We start from the raw sequence: 22702 nt of genomic DNA, 5'->3' as shown, positions 1-22702 counted from the left end.
CTGCCCCCTGAAAACTGGACCGTTTGAAGCTGGAGTTTTCGGCTAATCTTTCCTGGCTGGGAGAGGAGCGGAAACGCATGAAGGCATCGAAGTTCACGGAGGCGCAGAAGGCGTTCATCCTGAAGCAGGGGGAGCAGGGAACGCCGGTCGCGGAGATCTGTCGCAAGGCGGGGATCAGCCAGGCGACCTATTTCAATTGGAAGAAGAAATATGGCGGGTTGCTGCCAGACGAGATGCGCCGGCTGAAGGCGCTTGAGGACGAGAACACACGGCTGAAGAAGATCGTCGCCGATCTGACCCTCGATCGGGAGATGTTGCAGGACGTGATCCGCCGAAAGCTCTGAAGCCTGGGCGTCTGCGAGAGATCGTGACCGGGATGTGCGTCGACTGGGGCGTGTCGATCCGGAAGGCCTGTGGGGCCATCTGCCTTGACACGTCCAGCTACCACTACAAGTCCCGGCGGACGCATCAGGCTGCCGTCGAAAGGCGGATCAGGGAGATCTGCGAGACGCGTGTGCGGTATGGCTATCGCCGTGTGCATGTCTTGCTTCGGCGAGAAGGTTGGATCATCAACATGAAGAAGACGCGCAGGATTTACAACGAATTGGGGCTTCAGCTGCGGAACAAGCACCCGAAACGCCGGGTGAAAGCGAAGCTGCGCGAGGACCGCCAGGAAGCGGTCGGCCCGAACGATGTCTGGGCGATGGACTTCGTTCACGACCAACTCGCCATGGGCAAGAAGCTCCGCATCCTGACCGTGGTGGACACCCATTCCCGGCTCTGTCCAGCGGCTGATGCCCGCTTCGCCTACCGCGGCGAAGACGTCGTGCAAACACTGGAGAAGGTCTGCGCCAAGATCGGCTACCCGAAGACCATTCGGGTCGATAATGGCAGCGAGTTCATCTCCCGTGACCTCGACCTCTGGGCCTATGCCAACGACGTCACGTTGGACTTCTCGCGACCGGGAAAACCGACCGACAACGGGTTCATCGAGGCGTTCAATTCGAAGCTCCGCGCGGAATGCCTGAACGCGCACTGGTTCATGAGCCTTGCCGACGCCCGCGAAAAGCTGGAAGATTGGCGTAGACACTACAACGAAGACCGACCTCACAGCGCGATCGGATACAACATCCCGATGGCCATGCATTATCCCGATGGCGTCACCAGCCCGTCATCGTGAGACAGCCGGAAAAATCCAGCTTCCGGCGGTCCAAGGTCGGGGAGCAGTGCAATCCCACCTGTAGACTCTCATTGTGAATGAGGAACCGGAAGGGGGCAGGTCAGATACCGTCATGCGATTCCGCTCTTCTCCCAGTCTGGGCAACTTGGCGGAAAACGCCAGCTTCAAACGTTTTTCTGCGGATCAGAGCAATTCGTTGGCCGACCCGTTGGGGCCGCCCGGCACCTTTACGCGGACGTGCTGCGCGGCTATTGGGCAGCGTTTTTGCGGCCGGGCCGGGACGGGGTCCAATCGAGGCCGTGCGTTTCGCGCAGGTAGTCGCTGAAATAGGATTGCAGCGGCGCGAAGCCCTCGGCCAGGTTCAGGAAAGCTTCTTCGTGGATCACCATGACCCTGCTGTCTTCCAGCGCGCGGACCGTTGCGCCGCGCCGGGTCTCGCCGAAGAGGATCCGCTCGCCAAAGTGATCGCCCGGCCCGATGTTCCGGGTCGTTTCGGTGCCGTCCTTGTTCATGCGGCGCACCTCGAGTGCGCCTTCGATCACCGTGTAGACCCCGTCGGCGCGATTGCCGCGCTCGTAGACCCTGTCGCCCGCGCGGTACTGGTGATGGCGGATGTCGCGCGGAGTCTCGGCCCGCAGGTGCACCACGCTGCGCGGGCTGAGTCCGTCGAGAATCCAGTTTATCAGGACGCGCGCGCGCGTGGCGATGCCCGGCAGGAAGGCCAGGTAGTACATCCGCCACAGGAGCCACGCAGAGAAGCCCGTGAACTGCATTCCACGCACTTCGGCCACGCCGCGCCGTGCGCCGAGCGAGGCAAGCGCCCCCTGCGAGGCATAGACGAACGGCGACAGCGGCTTTCCCTCCAGCGACGCCGCGATGTTCTCCGCCACCTGCCGGGCCTCGCGGACGGCGAACTGCGCGGTCGGCGGCGCGAAATCTCCGCGTGCACTGGCGTTGTCCTTCATGGGGATCATCGCGCAATCGCCCAGCGACCAGACATCGTCGCGGCCCGTCACACGCATCGTCCTGTCCACGGCGATCTTGCCCTTCTCGATCGGAAGGTCGAGCCGCAGAACGATCGGCGATGGCGCATTGCCAATCGTCGCGACGATAGTGCGGGTGTCGATCACTTCTCCTGCGGTCGTAACAAGCTGCGTTCCGGTCGCGGATGCCACGCCGACCCCGGTCTGGATCTCGATCCCGCGCCGAGCGAGCGTCCTATGGGCATAGTCTGCCAGCTTTTCAGGCATCTCGCCCAAAATGCGGTGCGCGAATTCCAGCACCACGACGCGCACTTCGCCGGGGTCGACATTGGGATAGAAGCGCAGCGAGCGGTCGATCAGTTCCTTCATCTCGCCAACGGTTTCGATCCCCGAGAAGCCGCCGCCGATCACGGTGAATGTCAGCGCGCCGCGTTTCACGTCCGGCAATTGCGTGATCTCGGCATGTTCGAGCCGTTCGATAACATGCGCCCGCAAGCGGCGTGCATCCTCGAGCGTCTTCATGGTCAGCGCGTGGTCTGTCAGGCCCGGCATCCGGCTGAGATCGACCTCCTGCCCGAGTGCGACTACAAGGTGATCATAGGGCACTTCGGTCGGACGGCGCTGCACGCCCTGGAAGACTGTCACGATCTTTCGCTCGAAATCGACGCTTTCGACGCGGGCCTTGCGGACGAATACGCCCCTCAGAAGTTCCCGCAGTGGTGAGACAGCGTGCAGCGGGGCGATGGAGCCGGCCGCGACTTCCGGCAGGAGGGGCTGGAAGACGAAGTAGTTGTCGCGGCTAATGACCTCAACATCGGCCTTTGCGCCGAGTCTGCGTTTCACCTGATTGGCCGCGTACATCCCGGCGAAGCCGCCGCCGAGGACCAGAATTTTCTGTGCCATGACCGCACCCCCTGCGACGAAAGCATAATGCATCGCGCGCGAAAGGCGACCCCACGGGGTCGCGGAATCTATGCACGGGGTGGCGGTGCGGCGTCGGCGGTGGCTTCACGCGCCGTCGTGTTTGCGGCTCACCAGCAGCAAAAGCCCCCATCGACCAGCAGGTCGACCCCGGTGCAGTAGGACGAGGCATCGGAGGCGAGAAACACGGCGGGGCCGACCATTTCGTCCACGCTCGCCATGCGTTGCATCGGTGTCTGGCTTTCGAATTCCCTGGTCTGGTGGACCATCTCGGGGCGCGTGTTCATGGGAGTTGCGGTGTAGCCGGGAGAAATGGAATTCACCCGCACGCCGCGATCAACCCATTCCATTGCCATGGATTTTGACATGTGAATCACGCCAGCCTTCGACGCGTTGTAGTGCACCTGCGAAAGACCGCGATTGACGATCACGCCCGACATGGACGCGATGTTGATGATGGAGCCCTTTCCGTGCCGCAGCATCGCGTTCGCCTCGGCCTGGCAGGACAGGAAGACGCCCTTCATGTTGATGTCCATGAGGGTCTGATACTGCTCCTCACCCATTTCCTCGGCCGGGTTCGCATTGGCGATCCCGGCGGCGTTGACCGCGATGCCAAGGGCCCCGAACGTGCGTTCGGCCTGCGCCACGGCGTCGTCGAGCGCGGCGCGGTCCGTGACATCGGCCGAGACGGCGATGGCCCTGCGCCCGGTGGCGTCGATCATTTCAACCGTGTCCGCAAGGCCGCCGTCCGTACGTCGGTCGAGGCAGGCCACGTCGGCGCCGCATTGTGCAAGTCCAACCGCTATGCGCTGGCCGATGCCGCTTCCCGCGCCGGTAACCAGTGCCGTGCGGCCGGACAGATCGAAAAGGGCGGGTGCGTTCAACGTCGTTTGTGTCATGGAAATCCCTCGTGGTGTCAGTTCACGCCGTCGCCAATTCCATGACGGAGACGTCGTTCGCTTCTTTATGGTCGAGGATGCCGGCCTGCCGCCCCGCCGCCATGACGAGTATGCGGTTCGACACGCCCAGCACCTCTTCAAGATCGGAACTGACGACGATCACCGCCACGCCGGCCTCGGCAAGGGCGTGGATGATTTCGTAGATCGAGGACCGGGCGCCCACATCGATTCCTCGGGTCGGTTCGTCCAGAAGCACGACCGACGGGTTGCGGGCCAGCCATTTCGCGATCACAACCTTCTGCTGGTTGCCGCCCGACATCTCGTTGGCCTTTTGATGCCCGCGGCCTTTCACGCCGAACCGCAAGATGCTGTCATCGGCAAAGCTGCGCACCTTGCGCGCCGCGATCCATCCGCCACGCGCAACGGCGTCGAGATTGGAGTAGGCGATATTCTCGGCAATGCTGTGGTCCAGGATGATGCCCTGCTGCTTGCGGTCCTCGGGCACAAGAACGATGCCTCTGTCCATCGCATCGCGCGGCGAGCGGGGGGTCACGTCCTGCCCGTTCAGCAGCACGCTGCCCTCGGCCAGCGGATCGGCGCCGGCGATCGCGCGGACAAGCTCCGTCCGGCCCGCCCCGACCAGCCCCGAGATGCCAAAGATCTCGCCCCGGCGCACCTCGAAATCCACGCCCGAAAATGCCCCCGCGCGGGATTTCAGGCCTTTGACTTCTAGAACGATGCGGTCTGACGGGGTGGACAGCGGCGGGAACAGCTGGTCCATGCTGCGCCCCACCATCGCCTCGACTATGGTCCTGACAGGCATGTCGGCCGTATCGAAATCCCTTACCCGTTCCCCGTCGCGCAAAACCACGATCCGGTCGGCGATCTGCTTTATCTCTTCCAGCCGATGGGAAATGTAGACAATCCCGACGCCTTCCGCTTTCAGGCGTTCGATCTGGCGGAACAGAAGCTGCGTTTCCTCCCCGCCAAGCGCGGCGGTCGGCTCGTCCAGAATCAGTAGCCTCGCATCGTGGGTGAGCGCCTTTGCGATCTCGATCAGCTGCTGGCTGGCCGTCGACAGACCCGCGACAAGGCGCCCCGGCGGCAGGTCAAGACCAAGCCGCGCCATGCCCTCCCTTGCGCGGCGGCGCATCTCGGCGCGATCGACCCGACCCGCCCGCGACGGGTAGCGGCCGACGAACATGTTCTCGGCGATCGACAATTGCGGCAGCAGCAGCAATTCCTGCTGGATCATGCCGACGCCCGCTGTGATCGCCTCCTTGGGATTGGCGGGCGCATAGGGGGCGCCCTGCCAGGTCATCTTGCCGGAACTCGGGCGCACGGCGCCCGAGATGATGTTCGAGAGAGTCGATTTTCCGGCCCCGTTCTCGCCAAGAAGCGCCACGACCTCGCCGGCATGCACATCCAGATCGACCCCGTGCAAGACCTCGATCGGGCCATAGGACTTGCAGATGTTTCGCAGGGTCAGGATCGGACCGGACGACGGCTTGGTCATGGCGCACCTGTGTCGGGACGGATCAGGGATGCTTCTCGACGAACTGCTGGGCGTTCTCGCAGTCGGTCAGCACGGCGTTCGGGATCTGCCGCGCGGGTACCGAGGCGCCCTTCGAAACGGCGATGGCCGAGTTGACGGCAAGCACGCCCATGGCTTGGGTGCTTTGCGTTGCGGTTACCACGAACGGCGTGTCGCACCGTGCCAGCGATTCCAGCGCGGCGACGTCGCCGTCATACCCGCCAACGACGATCTGATCGTCGAGGCCAGCCGCCTGTACCGCCTTCGCGGCACCCATTGCGATCCCGTCTGCCTGCCCGAAGATCATCTTCAGGTCGGGATGCGCCTGAAGCATGTTCTGCCCGATGGAGAAGCCTTCATCGGGTGACCACATCTGCGTCCACTGCTGGGCCACCAGTTCCACGCCCGGGTTTTCGTCGATGGCCATCTTGCAGCCTTCGAAGCGCTGGACCTCCGGGGTCGTGCCCTTCTGGCCATGGATTATCACCATCTTGCCTTCGCCGCCGGCCCGTTCGATGATCGACGAACAGACTTCGTAGGAGGACATGACATTCTCGCCGTAGATCACCGTGTCGCCGGGCTCTCCCTCGGGTTCGCGGTCCACGTTGATGACCGGGATGCCTTCCTGGCGCGCGAGCCGCGTGGGCACGGCAGCAGCCGCGGCCCCGGCGGGGATGTAGATGAAGGCGTCGATGCCCTGAGTGATCAGGTCCTGGACCTGGCTTACCTGCGTTGCGGTATCCCCCTTGGCGTCGACGGTGATCACCTCGATCCCGAGAGAGGCGGCATAATTCTCGACCCCCAGCTTGATCTGGTTGAAGAAGTCGGCCTGAAGGTTGGGCACGGCGAGGCCGATCTTCTCGATGCCGATGCCGACATGATCGTCAGCCGATGCGGTGGTGGCCGCCGCCGTCAGTGCGGCGACTGCCAGCACCTTGCGTGTCGTGGATTTCATTGAATTTCCTCCTCCTTGGGTGATCCATTGTTTTTCCGGATCGGTTGTACCCGGTTTGCCGGGCCGGTTTCTTGTTGGGATTTCATGCCGCCCCTTACCTTCGGGCGCGCTTGAACGTTTCGGCGGCGACGGCCAGCACGATGACAAGGCCTATAATCACCGCCTGCAGGAACGGGGACACCGACAGCAGATTGAGACCGTTGCGCAGCACGCCGATGATCAGCACACCGATCAGGGTGCCGACGATCCCTCCGGTGCCGCCCGACAAGCTGGTGCCGCCGATGACCACGGCCGCGATCGCGTCGAGTTCGTAGGCGATGCCGATGGTCGGTTGTACCGCGTCGAGGCGTGCGGCCAGCAGAACCCCGCCCAGGCCCGACAGCGCGGCGCAGGCGGTGTAGACTAGGATGGTCATGCGGTTTACGTTGATGCCGGCAAGGCGCGCCACTTCCGGGTTGCCGCCGATCGCGTAAAGCTCACGCCCCTCTTTGCGGTAGCGCTGGAACAGCCAGGCAGCGATGAAGACCGCCAGCATCACCGCGACGGTCATCGTCAGGAAGCCGCCATGCCGGACGATCGCGCCCATGTTGAACCAGATCGGGAAGCCGATGATCTGCGAGCCGTTGGTGATCATGCTCGCCAAGCCCCGAGCGATGGACATCATGGCAAGGGTCGCGATGAAGGCCGGAACGGCGAAAACCGTTATCATGACCCCGGACAAGGCCCCGGCCAGCCCGGAGGCCAGCAGCGCGCCTGAAATCGCCAGCCCCATAGGCAGCCCGGCCTCGACGTTCAGGAAGCCGAGGACCATCATCGACAGGGCAAGAACCGATCCGACCGACAGATCGATGCCGCCGATCAGGATCACGAAGGTCATGCCGACTGCGAGAATACCAAGAACCGTGATTTGATCGAGGATATTCAGGAAATTGCGGATCGACAGGAACGAGTCGGTGGCCAGGGACAGAAAGGCGCACAGCAGCAGTAGACCTATGAGAGGTCCAGTTGCACCGGTGAGCGAGAAGGCCTCCCGCAGGGCGCCGATGCCAAAACGTGAGTCAGCTGTATCCGACATAGTTCCCGTTTTCTTGTTAGCATAAATATTCAATACCGTTGTAAAATTCGTATCTGAGTGAATTGAGCCTGTCAAGCACGCCGGATTCTGAGAGTGCCCCGCCTTTCTAGCTTTTTGCGGGCCGACGGCGACTTGACATATCGAGTGAATGGATGTTTTTTGAGGGGCAAATAATTATGCAGGTATGAAAATGGATTCTCAGGAGCTCCGCTTCGTCGCCAGCCGGATACGCCGCCGAGACCTTCAGGCTGTATTCGAGGCAGGCGCAGGCCATGTCGGCGGCGAAATGTCGGTGATCGATATCCTGACCTGCCTCTACTTCAACGAGCTTTCCGTGGATCCCGCGGCGCCGCTTGATCCTGAACGCGACAGGCTGGTGCTCAGCAAGGGGCACACGGCGCTTGCGCTCTACGTCGTGCTGGCCGAGCGCGGTTTTCTGCCCCGCGACGAAATCTCGACCTTCCTAAAGCACAGGTCGCGGCTGAACGGGCACCCCAACCGGGTCTATCTGCCCGGTGTTGAAACCAACACGGGACCGCTTGGGCATGGGCTTCCCGTGGCGGTCGGTATGGCCAAGGCGGCCAAACTTGATGATCGGTCATGGCGCACTTTCGTCATCGTCGGCGACGGCGAGATGCAGGAGGGGTCCAACTGGGAGGCGATCATGGCTGCCGCGCAATTCCGTCTCGACAACCTGACGCTCATCATCGATCACAACCGCCTTCAGCAGGGCGCGCGCCTTTCCGAAACCAACGATCTCGCCCCGTTCAGGCCCAAGCTCGAGGCCTTCGGATGGCATGTCGAAGACATCGACGGCCATGACCATTCTCAGATCTGCCATGCCGTTTCGACGGCGACCGGAACGCCAGGAAAACCGAAATGCGTCGTCGCCAACACCAACAAGGGCCACGGTATCTCGTTCATGTCGGATAATGTGGCGTGGCACCACAAGGTGCCGGACGAAAGTCAGTACCGGCAGGCGATGGCCGAACTGATGGAGACCGGGGAATGAACGCGCCATTCGAAACGGCCAGGCTGCACGACTGCCGCGATGCCTTCGTGGGAATGCTGGAAGAGCTTGCAGCGGCGAACCGCGACATCGTCGCAGTTTGCAACGATTCTGTCGGATCGTCCAAGCTGACAGGGTTTCGTGACCGCTTTCCGGACCGGCTGATCAATGTCGGCATCGCCGAGCAGAACATGGTCGGTGTCGGGGCGGGCCTTGCCAATGGTGGCAAGGTTCCCTTCGTTTGCGCTGCCGCGCCGTTCCTGACCGGGCGCGCTCTGGAGCAGATCAAGGCGGACGTCGCTTATTCGCAGACCAATGTGAAGCTGGTCGGGATCAGTTCTGGCATGGCCTACGGCGAACTTGGCGCGACACACCACTCGATCGAGGATTTTGCCTGGATCCGGGCTCTGCCCAATGTGCCGGTAATCGCACCCGCCGACCGCCTTGAGACCGCGGCGGCGGTGGCCTGGGCCGCCGTGCACGACGGCGGTTGCTTCCTGCGGTTAAGTCGCGTGGGTGTCCCCGACCTGTTCACTGAAGGCCATGTTTTCGAATTGGGAAAGGCGAACCTGCTGCGCGACGGCGGCGATGTCACGCTGATCGCGAACGGTGTTCTGACGCATCGGACGCTTATTGCGGCAGCGCGGCTCGCTGCGCGGGGCGTGTCGGCGCGCGTGCTGAACATGGCCAGTGTCCGACCCATCGACGCAGACGCTATCCGGGCCGCCGCCTCGGAAACGGGCGCCATCCTGACCTGCGAGGAGCACACGATTTTCGGCGGCCTCGGCAGCGCCGTTGCCGAGGTCGTGGTGGACAGTTGCCCCGTTCCGATGACACGGCTGGGCGTGCCTGGTGTGTTCGCGCATACCGGTTCAGCCAACCAGTTGCTCGACGATTTCGGCATGTCGCCCGAGGCGATCGCCGACAGCGCCGTCGCCCTGCTTGGCCGCAAGGTCTGACTTATGCGGACCGGCGCCGTTCTGGCCATCGACGAAGGCACCACGAACTGCAAGGCGATCCTTGTCGGCCATGACGGCCGGGTGCTTGCCAGCGGGTCGTCGCCCGTACCGATCCGCCATCCCAAGGCAGGATGGGTCGAACAGGATGCTTGCGAGATCTGGTCCGCGACCCGGTCGGCCGTCAAGGACTGCCTATCAAACGCTGCCGACGCCGAAATCGTTGCCCTGGGCATCTCCAACCAGCGCGAATCGATCCTGATCTGGGACCGGAGAACCGGCGCGCCTCTCGGACCGGTGATCACGTGGCAATGCCGACGCACCGCGCCCGAATGCGCCGCGCTGCGCGGCGCAGGCCATGAACCCGGCGTGATCGCGCGGACCGGCCTGCCTATCGATCCGCTCTTCCCGGCCACGAAAATCGGCTGGCTTTTGCGCGAAGCCGCGCAAAGCAGCCCTGACATCTGTATCGGCACCGTGGACAGCTGGCTGATCTGGAACCTGTCAGGGCGCGCGCTTCATGAAACCGACCGATCGAATGCGGCTCGCACGCAGTTGTTCAACCTCGCGGACGGGGCTTGGGACGATGCACTATGCGAGTTGTTCGGCGTGGACAGGGCAATGCTGCCCACGGTGCGAGACTCTGCCCACGTGTTCGGCACCACCCGTGACACCGGCGTGATGCCTGACGGAATTCCGATCGCGTCGGCCATAGGCGACTCCCATGCCGCACTGTTCAGCCACGGTGCCTTCACGCCGGGCGACGGCAAGGTGACTTTCGGCACCGGATCGTCGGTGATGACCGCGGTGGCCGACTACATCTCCCCGCCGAAGGGCATCACGACCACGATCGCTTGGTCGCTGGGCGGCGTGTCAACCTTCGCCTTCGAGGGCAACATCCTGACAAGCGCATCGGTCTTTCCCTGGACGGCCGAGCTTTTGGGGCTGAACAGCGTGGAGGAGCTGCTGACCCTCGCCGAGAGCGTCGAGGACAGCGGCGGCGTATCGCTCGTTCCGGCGCATGTGGGGCTCGGGGCGCCGCATTGGGTTTCGGAAGCGCGTGGCCTCGTGACGGGGCTTTCCTTCGCCTCCGGTCGGGCCCATTTGGCGCGCGCTGCCACGGAAAGCATGGCGCTTCAGGTCGCCGATGTGTTCACTGTCATGGCTGGAGCCGCAGGGCATATCGGCCGCCTTTCCGTCGATGGCGGCCCGAGCCGGAACCGGTTCCTGATGCAGATGGTGGCCGACTACATTGCACACCCGATCGTTCCATGCAGGCAGGCCGAAGCCTCCGCGCTCGGGGCGGCGCATCTTGCCGGGCTGGCCGTCGGCTTCTGGGCGGATCTGCATGCGCTTTCGGCACTCGTGCAGCACGACCTGGCGATCCCGCCGCGGATGCCCGACGCCCGGCGCGAGGAGGATCTAAAGAGATGGCGGGGCGCCGTTGCGCGCGCGCTTCAAACTGGCTAGTGAATAAAAATTCACATGGATCCGCACAGAGTGACCATCCTGTATGTCTCGCCTGAATGAACTGAGGCTCATCGCGCGCGTCGCGCAGATGTATCATATCGAAGGTGCGCGTCAGGCGGATATCGCCCGGCACCTTCGGATGTCGCAGGCCACAGTATCGCGGATGCTGAAGAAGGCCGTCGAAGAAGAGATCGTGCGAACCACGGTCGTCTCGCCATCTGGAACCTATGCCGATCTCGAAACCGCCATCCGGGACGCGTTCGGCATCGTCGAGGTCATCGTCGTGGAATGTTCCGAGGACCGGGATGGCGCAATCATGGCACGCATCGGGGAGGCCGCCGCGCATTTCCTCGAGGCGACCCTGCAACCGGCCGAGATCATCGGCGTGTCGAGTTGGTCCGAAACCATCCTGCGCATGGTGGACAACATCCACCCGATGAAGGGCGGGCGGGCGAAGCACGTGGTTCAGACGCTGGGCGGCATGGGCGATCCGACCGTGCAGATCCACGCCAACCAGTTGACCACCCGGCTTGCCCGGTTGACCGGGGCCGAGGCGCATCTGCTCAGCGCGCCGGGCGTGGCGCAATCGCGTGAAGCCAAGCTGGTGTTGCTGAGCGATGCTTATGTCCGCGAAACGATGGACCTTTTTGGAAAGATCACACTCGCCATCGTAGGGATCGGCGCGATGGAACCGTCCAGCATGCTGGCCCGTAGCGGCAACGTGTTCTCGTCCCGCGAGTTGGCCGATATCGCCGAGGCAGGCGGCGTCGGCGACATGAGCCTGCGCTTTTTCGATGCCGATGGCGCGACAGTCAAGACGCCGCTCGATGACCGGGTCATCGGCATGTCGCTGGAAAGTCTTGAAAACGTGGATCGCGTTATCGCGCTGGCCGGCGGCCGGTCAAAAACGCAGGCGATCCGGGGCGCACTCAGGACCGGCGCGATCAACGTGCTGATCACCGACAAGTTCACGGCCGAGCGGCTGGTGGCGGACAACCCGCCCGATGCGTCGAAGGAGGGGGAACAGGATGCACAGGTTTGAGGGGAAGACCGTTGTCGTGACGGGCGGCAACAAAGGGATCGGCCTGGCTCTGGCCCGAAGGTTCGTGGACGAGGGAGCGAACCTTGTTATCGGTTCGATCGATGCGGATGTGGAAGACACTGCCGCCAAGCTTGGCGATGCCGGGCGCGTCCGTGGATTTCGCTGCGACGTTTCCTCGAAGCCGCAAGTCGAGGCGCTTTACGATTTCGCGGCAGGAACATTCGGGCAGATCGATGTATCCGTTCAGAATGCCGGCATAATCACGATCTCAAAGGTCGAAGACCTGACCGAAGCGGAATGGGACGCAACGCTTGCTGTCAACACCAAGGGCGTGTTCTTGTGCTGCCAGACGGCGATCCGGCACATGAGAGCCCAAGGCAGGGGCGGGCGGCTGATCAATACCGCTTCGGGCCAGGCCCGCGAAGGGTTCATCTATACCCCGCACTATGCCGCGTCCAAATTCGGGGTGATGGGCGTCACGCAAAGCCTTGCAAAGGAAGTCGCGCTCGATGCCATAACGGTCAATGCGATCTGCCCCGGCATCATCGAAACCGACATGTGGGACTACAATGACCGGGTGTGGGGCAAGATGCTGGGCGACTATGGCCCGGGCGAATTGATGCGTGACTGGGTGCAGAACATACCGATGAAGCGCGCGGGGCAGGGCCGAGATGTTGCCGGGCTGGTCGCTTTTCTCGCCAGTGACGACGCCGCTTACATCACCGGGCAGACGATCAATGTGGATGGCGGACTGATCATGTCCTAGGCGCGGCACGCCGTCGGCCCTCCGGCGCTGAAATTTCTTGTGCGGCTACCGATCGGACGCGGCTCGGGGCGAGCAGCTGACAGAACATTCTGGCAGGTTCTCGTATCGCAGGTGCGTGCGTGTAGAAGGCAGTTGGCCGGTCATGTGCCAGCCCGGTTCGCGAAGATGTGGCGGTTCACCGGGGCGCAAGACCAAAAGACTTCACAGAACCCGGGTTTCGCCTCGTCCGCTAGAGCGAACTGTCCGCGAATGATCGAACTCGGGCACATCCCCGGTCAAGGCTTCAAGCACACTGGCGGTGATCGCTCTGCGGCTTCCGGGTCATCGCTGACGGTCGGCCAAGATCGTTTCCGCAATTGGCAGCCTTCTTGGCGAGCCGCAGGAATTCCCAACGACCCTTCGCTGTGAGACCGGTAGGCATGTCGTGTTGCATCGCGCGGACCGCGGGTCTCGTGTCGTCGAGCAGTGTTTCTTACCCATCGGCTTGAGCGACAATTGCCGGACAGGGTGGTCGCGCGGGCGGGTTTTAGCCCTTCGCCCCTAGCCGTTCGATCACCCCGCCGAAGGTGGCGCGGTCATGGGGGATAAGCTCTGCTAGGCTGGCATGGTTGATCACGGGATTTGCATGGATGGCGACCTTCGCAGCGGACTGCACAGACGTCAGCGCGTGTCCGGCCGCCTTCATCCGGTTCTGAAGAATCAATCGGCCGATTGACTGCCATGGTTCACCGAGTGGGTCGGCCTCACCTTGAGCGCGCTGAGAACCGCGCTTGCGGACGGCTGCGGCGTCGGGCGCCTCTGCTACCGCAACACGCCGGGCCGAGCCGATCTGTGCCTTGACGCGCAGGTGTGGAACAACCGCTGCTGCGCCACTGTGCCCGACGCTTGGCCCGCCACCGGGCGCATCTCGACGCGCTCCCCGCGTTCGGCCAGGGTCCGACGCCTCCTGACCCCGACACAAGGAGGAAAGACCGTGGACCATGCCATGCAACCCGAGGATTTGCCGGGCCTGCGCGCGCTTTGTGACTGGTTCGCGCAGAACATGTGAACCCGCTCTGGACCCAGAGCGGTGACCTGATGCCGGAATTCCCAAAGCTCAAGGCGCAGCCCCATGGCTTGAAAAGGGCGGTCCTGCTGCCGATGGCCGAACGGTCCGATAAGCTGCTATTGGTGGACTGGGCCGGGGAGTGGCGCGCCATCGAAGGTGCCGATCCCGGCCGTGGCGTGTGGGCCCACATCACACCAAAGCTGTGGTGCGTGATCGAGTCCCTTCCGACGTTTGAGAACGCCGCCGCGAACCGCCATTCGTAGCACTCGTTTCATGGTCAAGGGCGCGGGCGTTCGGACAGCCGTGAACGGCGATCCGGTGCGCATGTCGCGGTACGTTCGGTTGCTGACGCCGGGCTGGAACGTTCATGGCCACCCCAACGTCGCCACAGGGGCGATGGGGTGGACCTAAGGGCTCGACATCCCGTTCAGTCGGCAAATGGACTTGGGCTTCTTCGAATCCGGAGCCGTGCGCGTGACCGACAATGCCACGCTGAACTATGGCCAAGGGGAACGCCTCTGGTGTCATCCAGGCCTGTGCCCGAGCTCGCAGTTGGGGGACACAGGGACCTCGCCCCTCGGCGCCTCCCGCTGGGACCATACCGACGCAGCCTGACAGAGCAACTTAGCTCGAGGAAGAAGGGAACCCGGCGACGCTGGAACAGGACCATGCCGCGATCCGGCACGTCAACGCGACGCGGATGCAGGCGAGTCGCGCGCATCTTTCAGCGGTGCGCTACCGGCCACCGCGACTTCAAGGGTGCGGCGGTGAGCGCGCAATTCTGGCATCTGGCCCCCCAGCCCGGCTGTTGGCGCCGTGGATCATCTGCCGGACCATCGGGTCCACAGTATGTCCCGCGCGGGCGCATCCGCCAAGGTCACCGATGTGACGTATCAATCCGGCCGTTCTATGGCCTGAGATCGTCCGGCAGCAGCGGGCTTGCCACGTTCTGATAGCAGACCGGCCGAAGAAAGCGACGGATCGCCAGCGTGCCGACAGAGGTTGCGCCGAAATTCGTCGATGCCGGGTATGGCCCGCCATGGACCATGGCATCGGCCACTTCGACGCCCGTGGGAAAGCCGTTTACAAGGATCCGCCCGGCCTTGCGTTCAAGCACCGGGACGAAGGGACGCGCGATGTCTGTGTCGGCATCGTCCATCTGCAAGGTCGCCGTCAGTTGGCCCTGCAAGCTGCGCGCAACATGCAGCATGTGGTCCGGGCCGCTGGCTACCACAAGAATGCCGAGGGGGCCGAACACCTCTTCGGCCAGCACGTCATTGGCCAGCCAAGTTTCGGCATCGACCTTGTAAAGGGCCGGTGCGGCATTGCGGTGTGCGCTGCTGCGGCCAAGCAGGTCCTGAACGCCCTTCACCGAACCGACCTCGGCCGCGCCGTGCCGAAATGCTGCCGCAATCCCGTCTGTCAGCATTGCGCAGGCCTCCAAGGGCATCAATGCATCGACCGCGGCTTTCTCGAAGGCGTCGAGCCCCGGTCCCTCAGGCGCGACGACGATGCCCGGGTTGGTGCAGAACTGGCCAACCCCCATTGTCAGCGACCCGGCCCAGCCCGCACCAAGATCCGCCCCGCGCCGGGCCAGCGCAGCGGGCATCACGAAGACCGGGTTGACCGATCCGAGTTCACCGAAGAACGGGATCGGAACCGGCCGCGCGGCGCACAGATCGAACAGCGCGCGGCCGGCCCCGAGCGAGCCGGTGAATCCGACCGCAGTGATCAGCGGATGCCGTACAAGCGCACCGCCGAGGTCATGGCCGGTGCCTTGGACCAATGAGAACGTGCCCGGCGGCATTCCGCAGCGCGCAATCGCCGCCGAGATCGCATCGGCCACGATTTCGCCGGTGGCCGGGTGTGCCGGGTGCCCCTTGACGATGACCGGGCAGCCCGCTGCCAGCGCGGAGGCCGTGTCGCCCCCAGCCGTCGAAAACGCCAGGGGGAAGTTGGACGCGCCGAACACTGCTACCGGCCCGACGGGACGCTGCACCATCTTCAGATCGGGCCGGGGCAGGGGCTGACGGTCTGGCATTGCCGCGTCGTGGCGACGGTCAAGATATGCGCCGTCGCGGATATGGTCCGCGAAAAGGCGCAGCTGACCGACCGTGCGCCCCCGCTCTGCCTGGAGCCTGGCCTCGGGCAGGCCGGTTTCCGAGGAACCCAGCCGCGTGATGTCGTCCCCCCGCGCGTCGATCTCTTCCGCAATGGTTTCAAGGAAGGTGGCGCGCGTCGCGCGACCAGTCCATCCGTAGGCGGCGAAAGCGTCTTCGGCGGCGCGCGCCGCGCGATCCACCTCGTCGGGTCCGCCTTCGCAAAAACCCGTGCCTTCCCCGGTCACGGGCTGAGACCTGAAGGTCGTCCGGCCGGACACCCATTCGCCGGCGATCAGGTGTTTGCCATTCGGTTCATAGCCCATTGGACCTCTCCTTCATTTGCCCCAGCGCAACGCGATCAGGTCGTGTTCGGCAGCCAGGTGCAGCAGTCGCTTGCGGGTGCGCCCCGACATCGGTTTGAGGGGGTGGCGCACATGATCCGACGCGATCACCCCGCCGACCTGCATCACCACCTTGGCGGCCCGCAGACCGCATTGACGGTTCTCGTGGTTGATCAGTGGCAGGCAGTCGCGCCATCGCGCCAGTGCCGCGTCGATGTCGCCCGCGAGGTAGCTGTTCACGATCGGCCCGATCCGTTCGGGTTGCAGGGCTGAGGTCATTGTGCCGGTGCAGCCCGCATCCAGATCCGCCAGCAAGGTCGCCGCTTCTTCGCCGTCGAATGGCCCGATGACATGATCGCCCCCCGTTTCGATCAGGGCCGCCAGTTTGTCCGCGGCGAAGGGCGTTTCGATCTTGAAATAGCTTACATTCTCGATCTCCTGCGCCATCCTCGCCAGCAGCGGCACCGACAGCGAAACACCGGACAGCGGCGCGTCCTGCACCATGATCGGGATCGACACGACGCCCGACACTTCGGCGAAGTGCTCGAAAACGCCCGCTTCGGCGGGAGCCAGGCCGACGCCGTGATAGGGCGGCATCATCATCAGCATCGCAGCCCCCATCGCCTCGGCCTCGCGGGCACGTTCCATCACGATCCGGGTGCTGAAATGGCTGACGGTGACGATCACGGGCACACGTCCCGCGACATGCTCCAGCGAAAGCCGGGTGAGGGTGGCGCGCTCCGCGTCCGACAAGACAAACTGTTCGGAATAGTTCGCAAGGACGCAGATCGCATCGACGCCTTGGTCGATCATGCAGTCCAGCACGCGTGTCATGCCTTCGGTATCGAGGGACCCATCCTCGTGAAACGGTGTCGGGGCCACGGGCAGAATGCCGGTCAACGGATGTTTCATGGTCTGTCTTTCAAGGTTTCTTGCAGTCCGGCAGGTGCGGGGCTTCAGTCGTGAAACGTGTCCGTGGGGATGCGGCGGCCAAGCGCAAGCGCATCGGTGGCAAGCGTCATCGGGCGCAGGTCCATGTCGATCTCGCCCTTTCGGACAAGCTGCGCCATCCGGGCATAGAGACGCGGGTATTCCCCATCAAGCGGCGCAGCGTCTCCGGTGCGGATACCGTCAACCTCCATGACCGCGCCCCCTTCGCATAGCCTGAGCGTGCCGACATCTGTCTGCGCTTCGATCTCCCATGTCTGGTCTCCGTCTTGACGCCAGTCGAACACGGCGCCGATGCGCGCGCCGCCGGGATGGTGAAAGGCGATCCGCGCGCCGATCGGGGTCTGGCAATTCTCGGGAATGTCGAGTTCCGCCTCTGACACGTGAATGTCGTCCGGCAGGATCTCGGTCACGATGGACAGGGCGTTGATGCCGGGATCGAAAACGCCCAGCCCGCCCGGTTCCCAGATCCAGGCCTGGCCGGGGTGCCAGCGGCGCACGTCTTCCTTCCAGGTCACGGTCAGCGCCCGCAGCGCGGTGCCTGCCAGCCACTCTTTCGCGGCGGCCACCATGTCGGCATGGCGGGAATGCCAGGTGGCATAGATCGAAAGGCCAGCCCGACGCGCGGCGGCCTCCAGCGCGTGACATTCGGCGATGGTTGCGCCGGGTGGCTTTTCCAGCATCACGTGCCGCCCTGCCTTCAACGCCTGCATCGCGTAGTCGAATCTTGGAACCGGCGGCAGGCACAGCGACACCACGCGGATGTCCGATCGTGCGTCCAGCATCGCGCCAAGGTCGGTGAACGCCTCGATGCCGTCGACCTTGCCATGGCGACTGACGGTCGCCGCAAGGTCCCAGTCCGTGCTGCCTGCAATGGCCGGAACGTGCTGATCCACTGCGATCTTCCCGATCCCGACAAGTGCGATCTTCATCAGTGACTGTCCTTTCCGACCGGGGCACCCCGGCATCCTTTGAGGAAATCGAGGTCCGCGCCCGTGTCGGCCCCCTCGACATGCTGCTGATGCAGCCACGCATAGCCGCTGTCCGGGCGATCGTGGGCGGGTGCCCATCGGGCAAGACGCCCGGCCAGTTCAGCGTCGGAAATGTCGAGGTGCAGACGCCGGGCATCCACGTCCACTTCGATCATGTCGCCGGTTCTGACGACCGCCAGCGGGCCGCCCGCTGCCGCCTCGGGCGAGGTGTGCAGGATCACGGTACCATAAGCGGTGCCCGACATGCGTGCATCAGAGATCCGGATCATGTCGGTGATGCCTTTCTTCAGAACCTTGGGAGGAAGACCCATGTTCCCGACCTCGGCCATGCCGGGGTAACCTTTGGGCCCGCAGTTCTTGAGCACCATGATGCAGGTCTCGTCGATGTCGAGCGTGTCATCGTTGATCTTCGACTTGTAGTCGTCGATGTTTTCGAACACCACGGCGCGCCCCCTGTGCCGCAACAGCGTCGGCGAGGCGGCAGAGGGTTTAAGGATCGCGCCCTTGGGCGCCAGGTTACCCTTAAGCACCGCGATGCCACCCTTTTCCGTCAGCGGCCGGTCAAGCGGGCGGATCACGTCCTCGTTCCAGTTCTGCGCTTCACGGACCTCGTTCCAGATCGTTTCGCCCGAGACGGTCAGCGCGTCCCTGTGCAGCTTGTCGGCCTCACCGAGGCGTCTCAGCACCACGGGCAGGCCCCCGGCATAAAAGAACTCTTCCATCAGGTATTTGCCCGATGGCTGCAGGTTCAGGATCGTCGGGATGTCGCGCCCGCACCGGTCCCAGTCGTCCAGCGTCAGGTCGATGCCGACGCGACCCGCGATCGCCAGCATGTGCACCACCGTATTGGTGGAGCCGCCAACGGCGCCGTTGCAGCGGATGGCGTTCTCGAACGCTGCGCGGGTCAGGATGTCGGACGGTTTCAGGTCGTCCTTGACCATCTGCACGATCCGCCGCCCCGAAAGTTGTGCCATGGTCCGTCGGCGCGCATCGACAGCAGGGATGGCCGCATTGCCGGACAGCGCCATTCCCAACGCCTCGGACATGCTGGCCATCGACGAAGCCGTCCCCATGGTGTTGCAGGTGCCGGTCGACCGAGTAACGGCAGATTCGGCGCCAAGGAACTGCTCCTGGGTCATCTCGCCGGCCTTGACCGCTTCGGAGAAACGCCAAAGATGCGTGCCCGCGCCGACGCGTTCACCCTGGAACCAGCCGTTCAGCATAGGCCCGCCGGTCACGATGATCGACGGCAGATCGCAGGAGGCGGCAGCCATCAGCAGGCTAGGCGTGGTCTTGTCACAGCCGACCATGAGCACGCAGCCATCCATCGGCTGACCCCGGATCTGCTCCTCGATGCTCAGTGCCGCAAGATTGCGGAACATCATCGCGGTGGGGCGGAACGTGTTTTCTGAGGCCGAGAAGACCGGCACTTCCATCGGGAAACCGCCCGACTCCCAGATCCCTGCCTTCACCTTTTCGGCCAGTTCGCGCAGGTGGCCGTTGCAGGGGGTCATGTCGGACCACGTGTTCAGGATGCCGATCACCGGCCGTCCGTCGAACAGGTCGTCCGGGTAGCCCTGGTTTTTCATCCAGCCGCGGTGATAGATCACGTCCTTGGTGCTGCCGCCGTACCATTCCTGGGACCGCAGCTTGCGGGGCCATTGGGCTGGTTTGAATGACATGCCTCAGCCCTTCTTCTTGTTGTAGACATCGAAGATCACTGCGGCGAGCAGGACCAGCCCCTTGATCATCTGCTGGTAGTCGATGCCGATGCCCATGATCGACATGCCATTGTTCAGCACACCCATCAGGAAGGCCCCGACCACGGCCCCCACGATCTTGCCGACCCCGCCGGACATGGATGCCCCGCCGATGAAAACCGCCGCGATCACGTCCAGTTCCAGTGCGAAACCGGCCTTGGGCGTCGCTGTATTGAGCCGCGCCGCGAAGACCAGTCCGGCGACGGCGGCTAGGATGCCCATGTTGACGAAGGCGAGGAAAGTCAGCCTTTCGGTTTTGATTCCTGACAGCTTGGCCGCCTTTTCGTTGCCCCCAAGCGCATAGATACGGCGGCCGAGGACCGTGCGTTCTGTGATGAAGGCGTAGATGATCGTCAGAACGCCCATCGTCAGCAGGACATTGGGCAGGCCCCGAAATGTCGCCAGCTTGTAGAGGATGAAAACCAGCGCAATCGCGATGACGGCGATCCGCGCCATGAAGAAGGCGCGGGGTTCGTCCTCGATCCCGTAAGCCCTGTTCTGCGCGCGCTGGCGCAGACCAGACCAGACCACCCAACTTGCAGCGACAAGACCCGTCGCAAACGCCAGCACGTTGAAGTTGCGCACGCCGAGCAGCGCCTTGAACGCCTCGCCGCCCGGCAGGATGTCGGGCACGAAGCCCGTCGCGATAACCTGGAACTCGCGCGGGAACGGTCCGACCGACTGCCCTTCGAGCAGCCATAGCGACAGCCCCCTGAACACCAGCATTCCTGCAAGGGTCACAATAAATGACGGGATTTTCCAATAGGCGATCCAATATCCCTGCGCACCGCCGATGACCGCGCCGACTGCCACGCAGGTCAACATCGTCACGCCGATCGGCAGCTCGTGATTGACGATCATCACCGCCGCCAGCGCGCCGATGAACCCCATGACGGAGCCGACCGACAGATCGATATGCCCCGCCACGATCACAACCAGCATGCCAAGCGCCATGATGATGATATAGCTGTTCTGAAGCAGCAGGTTTGTCAGGTTGATCGGTCTGAGCAGCGTGCCGCCCGTGACGATCTGAAAGAACCCCATGATGGCGATCAGTGCGAACAGCAGCCCGTATTCGCGCAGATGCGCCGCGAGGTAGCTGCCGATACGTCCGGTCGCGCCCGCGTTTCGGGACGAGTTTTCCGCTAAAGACATGCCTGCCCCCTATTCGTTCACGATGAGCGACATGATGCGCTCCTGGCTGGCCTCGGATGTGGGCATCTCGCCCACGAGGGTTCCTTCGTTCATCACGTAGATCCGGTCGCACATGCCCAGAAGTTCGGGCATCTCGGACGAGATCATCACCACGCCTTTTCCGGCCGCGGCCAGATCGTTGATCAGGCCATAGATCTCGTATTTCGCGCCGACATCGATGCCGCGCGTCGGTTCGTCTAGGATCAGCACCTCTGGTCCGACGAACAGCCATTTCGACAGCACGACCTTTTGCTGGTTGCCGCCCGACAGGTTGACCACCTTCTGGAACACGCCCGGTGTCCGAATGCTCAGATCCTTGCGGTATCGCTCGGCCACCTGCGTTTCCGCGCGATCGTTCAGAACCGGACCGCGCGCCACCTCGGCTAGGTTGGCGAGGGTGATGTTGCGCGTGATCGTGTCGTCCAGGATCAGCCCGAGGCTCTTGCGGTCTTCCGTGACGTAGGCAAGGCCGGCCCGGATCGCCCGGCCGACATCCGAGACATCCACCGGCTTGCCGTGCATTTCCACCGTGCCGGTGATGTTCCGCCCCCAGCTTCGCCCGAAGATCGACATCGCCAGTTCCGTGCGGCCGGAACCCATCAGCCCGGCAATGCCGACCACCTCGCCGGCGCGCACGTCGAATTCGACATCGCGGATCGCCTTCCGGTCCGCGTGATCGGGATGCGTCACCGACCAGTCGCGCACCCGCATCAGAAGATCGCCGATCCGCCGGGTGCGCGGCGGATAGCGGTTCTCCATCGACCGGCCCACCATGTCGCGCACGATCCGGTCTTCGGTGATGCCGTCGCTTGCCGCGAAACTCGATACGGACTGGCCGTCGCGGATCACCGTGACTGTATCGGCTATGCGCCTGACCTCGTTCAGCTTGTGGCTGATGATGATTTGCGTCATGCCCTGCGTCTTCAGTTCGAGCATGAGATCGAGCAGCGCCTGGCTGTCGCTTTCCGACAGCGCTGCGGTTGGCTCGTCCAGGATCAGCAGACGCACGTCCTTGGCCAGCGCTTTGGCGATCTCGACAAGCTGCTGCTTGCCCACACCCAGCTTTTCCACCAGCGTCGTTGGCGCGTCGCGCAGACCGACCTTGCGCAGCAGGCTTTCCGTACGCCGGTTGGTCTCGCGCCAGTCGATCACCCCGCCCCTGGCATTCTCGTTGCCGAGAAACAGGTTCTCTGCGATCGACAGAAGCGGCACCAGGGCCAGTTCCTGATGGATGATGATGATGCCCCGCGCCTCGCTGTCGGAAATGTCCCGAAACTGCGCCAGCGCGCCGTCATAATGAATTTCGCCGTCGTAGCTGCCCGCCGGATAGACCCCGGACAGTACCTTCATGAGCGTCGACTTGCCCGCACCGTTCTCGCCGCAGATCGCGTGGATCTCTCCGGTCCGGACTTTGAGGGACACATCGTCCAGCGCCTTTACGCCCGGAAACGTCTTGGTGATGGAACGCATGTCCAGCAGCGCGTCCTGCATGGGGGCAGCCTTAGGATTGCAAGGTTTCTTCGGGGC

General features: G+C 63.6%; 19 protein-coding genes. 8 read left to right on the top strand and 11 right to left on the bottom strand.

Going from position 1 to position 22702, the window contains the following annotated elements; translation table 11 throughout:
* Positions 1–77: 77 nt before the first annotated feature.
* Positions 78–1180 (top strand): IS3 family transposase gene (locus DKT77_RS13610; protein ID WP_109810157.1). Its coding sequence is split into 2 segments (ribosomal slippage): positions 78–339 and positions 339–1180, totalling 1104 coding nucleotides; the frame shifts between segments, so codons are not numbered across the junction.
* 248 nt (positions 1181–1428) lie between these two features.
* On the opposite strand, the gene DKT77_RS13605 is transcribed toward DKT77_RS13610, so the two are convergent.
* The 5 genes from DKT77_RS13605 to DKT77_RS13585 form a co-directional block, all read right to left on the bottom strand.
* Complete coding sequence (locus tag DKT77_RS13605) at positions 1429–3066, bottom strand: FAD-dependent oxidoreductase (RefSeq protein WP_109812238.1); 1638 nt, start codon at positions 3064–3066, stop codon at positions 1429–1431.
* Between the two features lie 128 nt (positions 3067–3194).
* Entirely contained in the window at positions 3195–3983 is a 789-nt protein-coding gene (locus DKT77_RS13600; protein WP_109812237.1) for an SDR family oxidoreductase, read from the bottom strand.
* 22 nt (positions 3984–4005) lie between these two features.
* Complete coding sequence (locus DKT77_RS13595; protein ID WP_109812236.1) at positions 4006–5499, bottom strand: sugar ABC transporter ATP-binding protein; 1494 nt, start codon at positions 5497–5499, stop codon at positions 4006–4008.
* Positions 5500–5521: 22 nt separating this feature from the next.
* Positions 5522–6472 (bottom strand): substrate-binding domain-containing protein, encoded by a 951-nt coding sequence (locus DKT77_RS13590; RefSeq protein WP_109812235.1) that lies wholly within the window; start codon positions 6470–6472, stop codon positions 5522–5524.
* 94 nt (positions 6473–6566) lie between these two features.
* The gene (locus DKT77_RS13585; protein ID WP_238547895.1) at positions 6567–7622 is read right to left on the bottom strand and encodes an ABC transporter permease; all 1056 of its coding nucleotides are present in this window, start codon (positions 7620–7622) and stop codon (positions 6567–6569) included.
* A gap of 115 nt (positions 7623–7737) precedes the next feature.
* Here DKT77_RS13585 and DKT77_RS13580 point away from each other — a divergent pair, with 115 nt between their 5' ends.
* The 7 genes from DKT77_RS13580 (at position 7738) to DKT77_RS13550 (ending at position 14101) form a co-directional block, all read left to right on the top strand.
* Positions 7738–8559 carry a transketolase gene (locus DKT77_RS13580; protein ID WP_109812242.1) on the top strand — a complete coding sequence of 274 codons (822 nt, stop codon included), beginning with the start codon at positions 7738–7740 and terminating at the stop codon, positions 8557–8559.
* Complete coding sequence (locus DKT77_RS13575) at positions 8556–9515, top strand: transketolase family protein (protein ID WP_109812233.1); 960 nt, start codon at positions 8556–8558, stop codon at positions 9513–9515. The genes DKT77_RS13580 and DKT77_RS13575 overlap by 4 nt, the downstream gene beginning before the upstream one ends.
* A 3-nt stretch (positions 9516–9518) precedes the next feature.
* On the top strand, positions 9519–10982 hold the full coding sequence (locus DKT77_RS13570; RefSeq protein WP_109812232.1) for an FGGY family carbohydrate kinase: 1464 nt from the start codon (positions 9519–9521) through the stop codon (positions 10980–10982).
* A gap of 43 nt (positions 10983–11025) precedes the next feature.
* Complete coding sequence (locus tag DKT77_RS13565) at positions 11026–12024, top strand: sugar-binding transcriptional regulator (RefSeq protein ID WP_109812231.1); 999 nt, start codon at positions 11026–11028, stop codon at positions 12022–12024.
* Positions 12011–12790: a glucose 1-dehydrogenase gene (locus DKT77_RS13560; RefSeq protein ID WP_109812230.1), complete on the top strand. Its 780-nt coding sequence runs from the start codon at positions 12011–12013 to the stop codon at positions 12788–12790. Before DKT77_RS13565 ends, DKT77_RS13560 begins: the two co-directional genes overlap by 14 nt.
* A gap of 748 nt (positions 12791–13538) precedes the next feature.
* Positions 13539–13838, top strand: a complete 300-nt coding sequence (locus DKT77_RS13555) for a hypothetical protein (RefSeq protein WP_109812229.1) — start codon at positions 13539–13541, stop codon at positions 13836–13838.
* The gene (locus DKT77_RS13550) at positions 13835–14101 is read left to right on the top strand and encodes a cupin domain-containing protein (protein ID WP_238547894.1); all 267 of its coding nucleotides are present in this window, start codon (positions 13835–13837) and stop codon (positions 14099–14101) included. Before DKT77_RS13555 ends, DKT77_RS13550 begins: the two co-directional genes overlap by 4 nt.
* Positions 14102–14745: 644 nt before the next feature.
* On the opposite strand, the gene DKT77_RS13545 is transcribed toward DKT77_RS13550, so the two are convergent.
* Genes DKT77_RS13545 through mmsA form a run of 6 tightly spaced genes read right to left on the bottom strand, consistent with a single transcriptional unit; the run spans position 14746 to position 22666 of the window.
* Positions 14746–16263, bottom strand: coding sequence for an aldehyde dehydrogenase (NADP(+)) (locus tag DKT77_RS13545; RefSeq protein ID WP_109812227.1), 1518 nt, complete (start codon positions 16261–16263; stop codon positions 14746–14748).
* Between the two features lie 12 nt (positions 16264–16275).
* The gene (locus tag DKT77_RS13540; protein ID WP_109812226.1) at positions 16276–17193 is read right to left on the bottom strand and encodes a dihydrodipicolinate synthase family protein; all 918 of its coding nucleotides are present in this window, start codon (positions 17191–17193) and stop codon (positions 16276–16278) included.
* Positions 17194–17237: 44 nt separating this feature from the next.
* Complete coding sequence (locus tag DKT77_RS13535; RefSeq protein WP_109812225.1) at positions 17238–18161, bottom strand: Gfo/Idh/MocA family protein; 924 nt, start codon at positions 18159–18161, stop codon at positions 17238–17240.
* Positions 18161–19903 carry an L-arabinonate dehydratase gene (gene araD / locus DKT77_RS13530; RefSeq protein WP_109812224.1) on the bottom strand — a complete coding sequence of 581 codons (1743 nt, stop codon included), beginning with the start codon at positions 19901–19903 and terminating at the stop codon, positions 18161–18163. The genes DKT77_RS13535 and araD overlap by 1 nt, the downstream gene beginning before the upstream one ends.
* A gap of 3 nt (positions 19904–19906) precedes the next feature.
* On the bottom strand, positions 19907–21136 hold the full coding sequence (gene mmsB / locus DKT77_RS13525) for a multiple monosaccharide ABC transporter permease (RefSeq protein WP_109812223.1): 1230 nt from the start codon (positions 21134–21136) through the stop codon (positions 19907–19909).
* Between the two features lie 9 nt (positions 21137–21145).
* The gene (mmsA, locus tag DKT77_RS13520; RefSeq protein ID WP_109812222.1) at positions 21146–22666 is read right to left on the bottom strand and encodes a multiple monosaccharide ABC transporter ATP-binding protein; all 1521 of its coding nucleotides are present in this window, start codon (positions 22664–22666) and stop codon (positions 21146–21148) included.
* Between the last annotated feature and the right edge of the window lie 36 nt (positions 22667–22702).

It is taken from the genome of Meridianimarinicoccus roseus, from assembly GCF_003172915.1.
GTDB lineage: Bacteria > Pseudomonadota > Alphaproteobacteria > Rhodobacterales > Rhodobacteraceae > Meridianimarinicoccus > Meridianimarinicoccus roseus.
The sequence above is the reverse complement of the archived record's forward strand: the minus strand, read 5'-3'. Positions and strand labels throughout refer to the sequence as shown.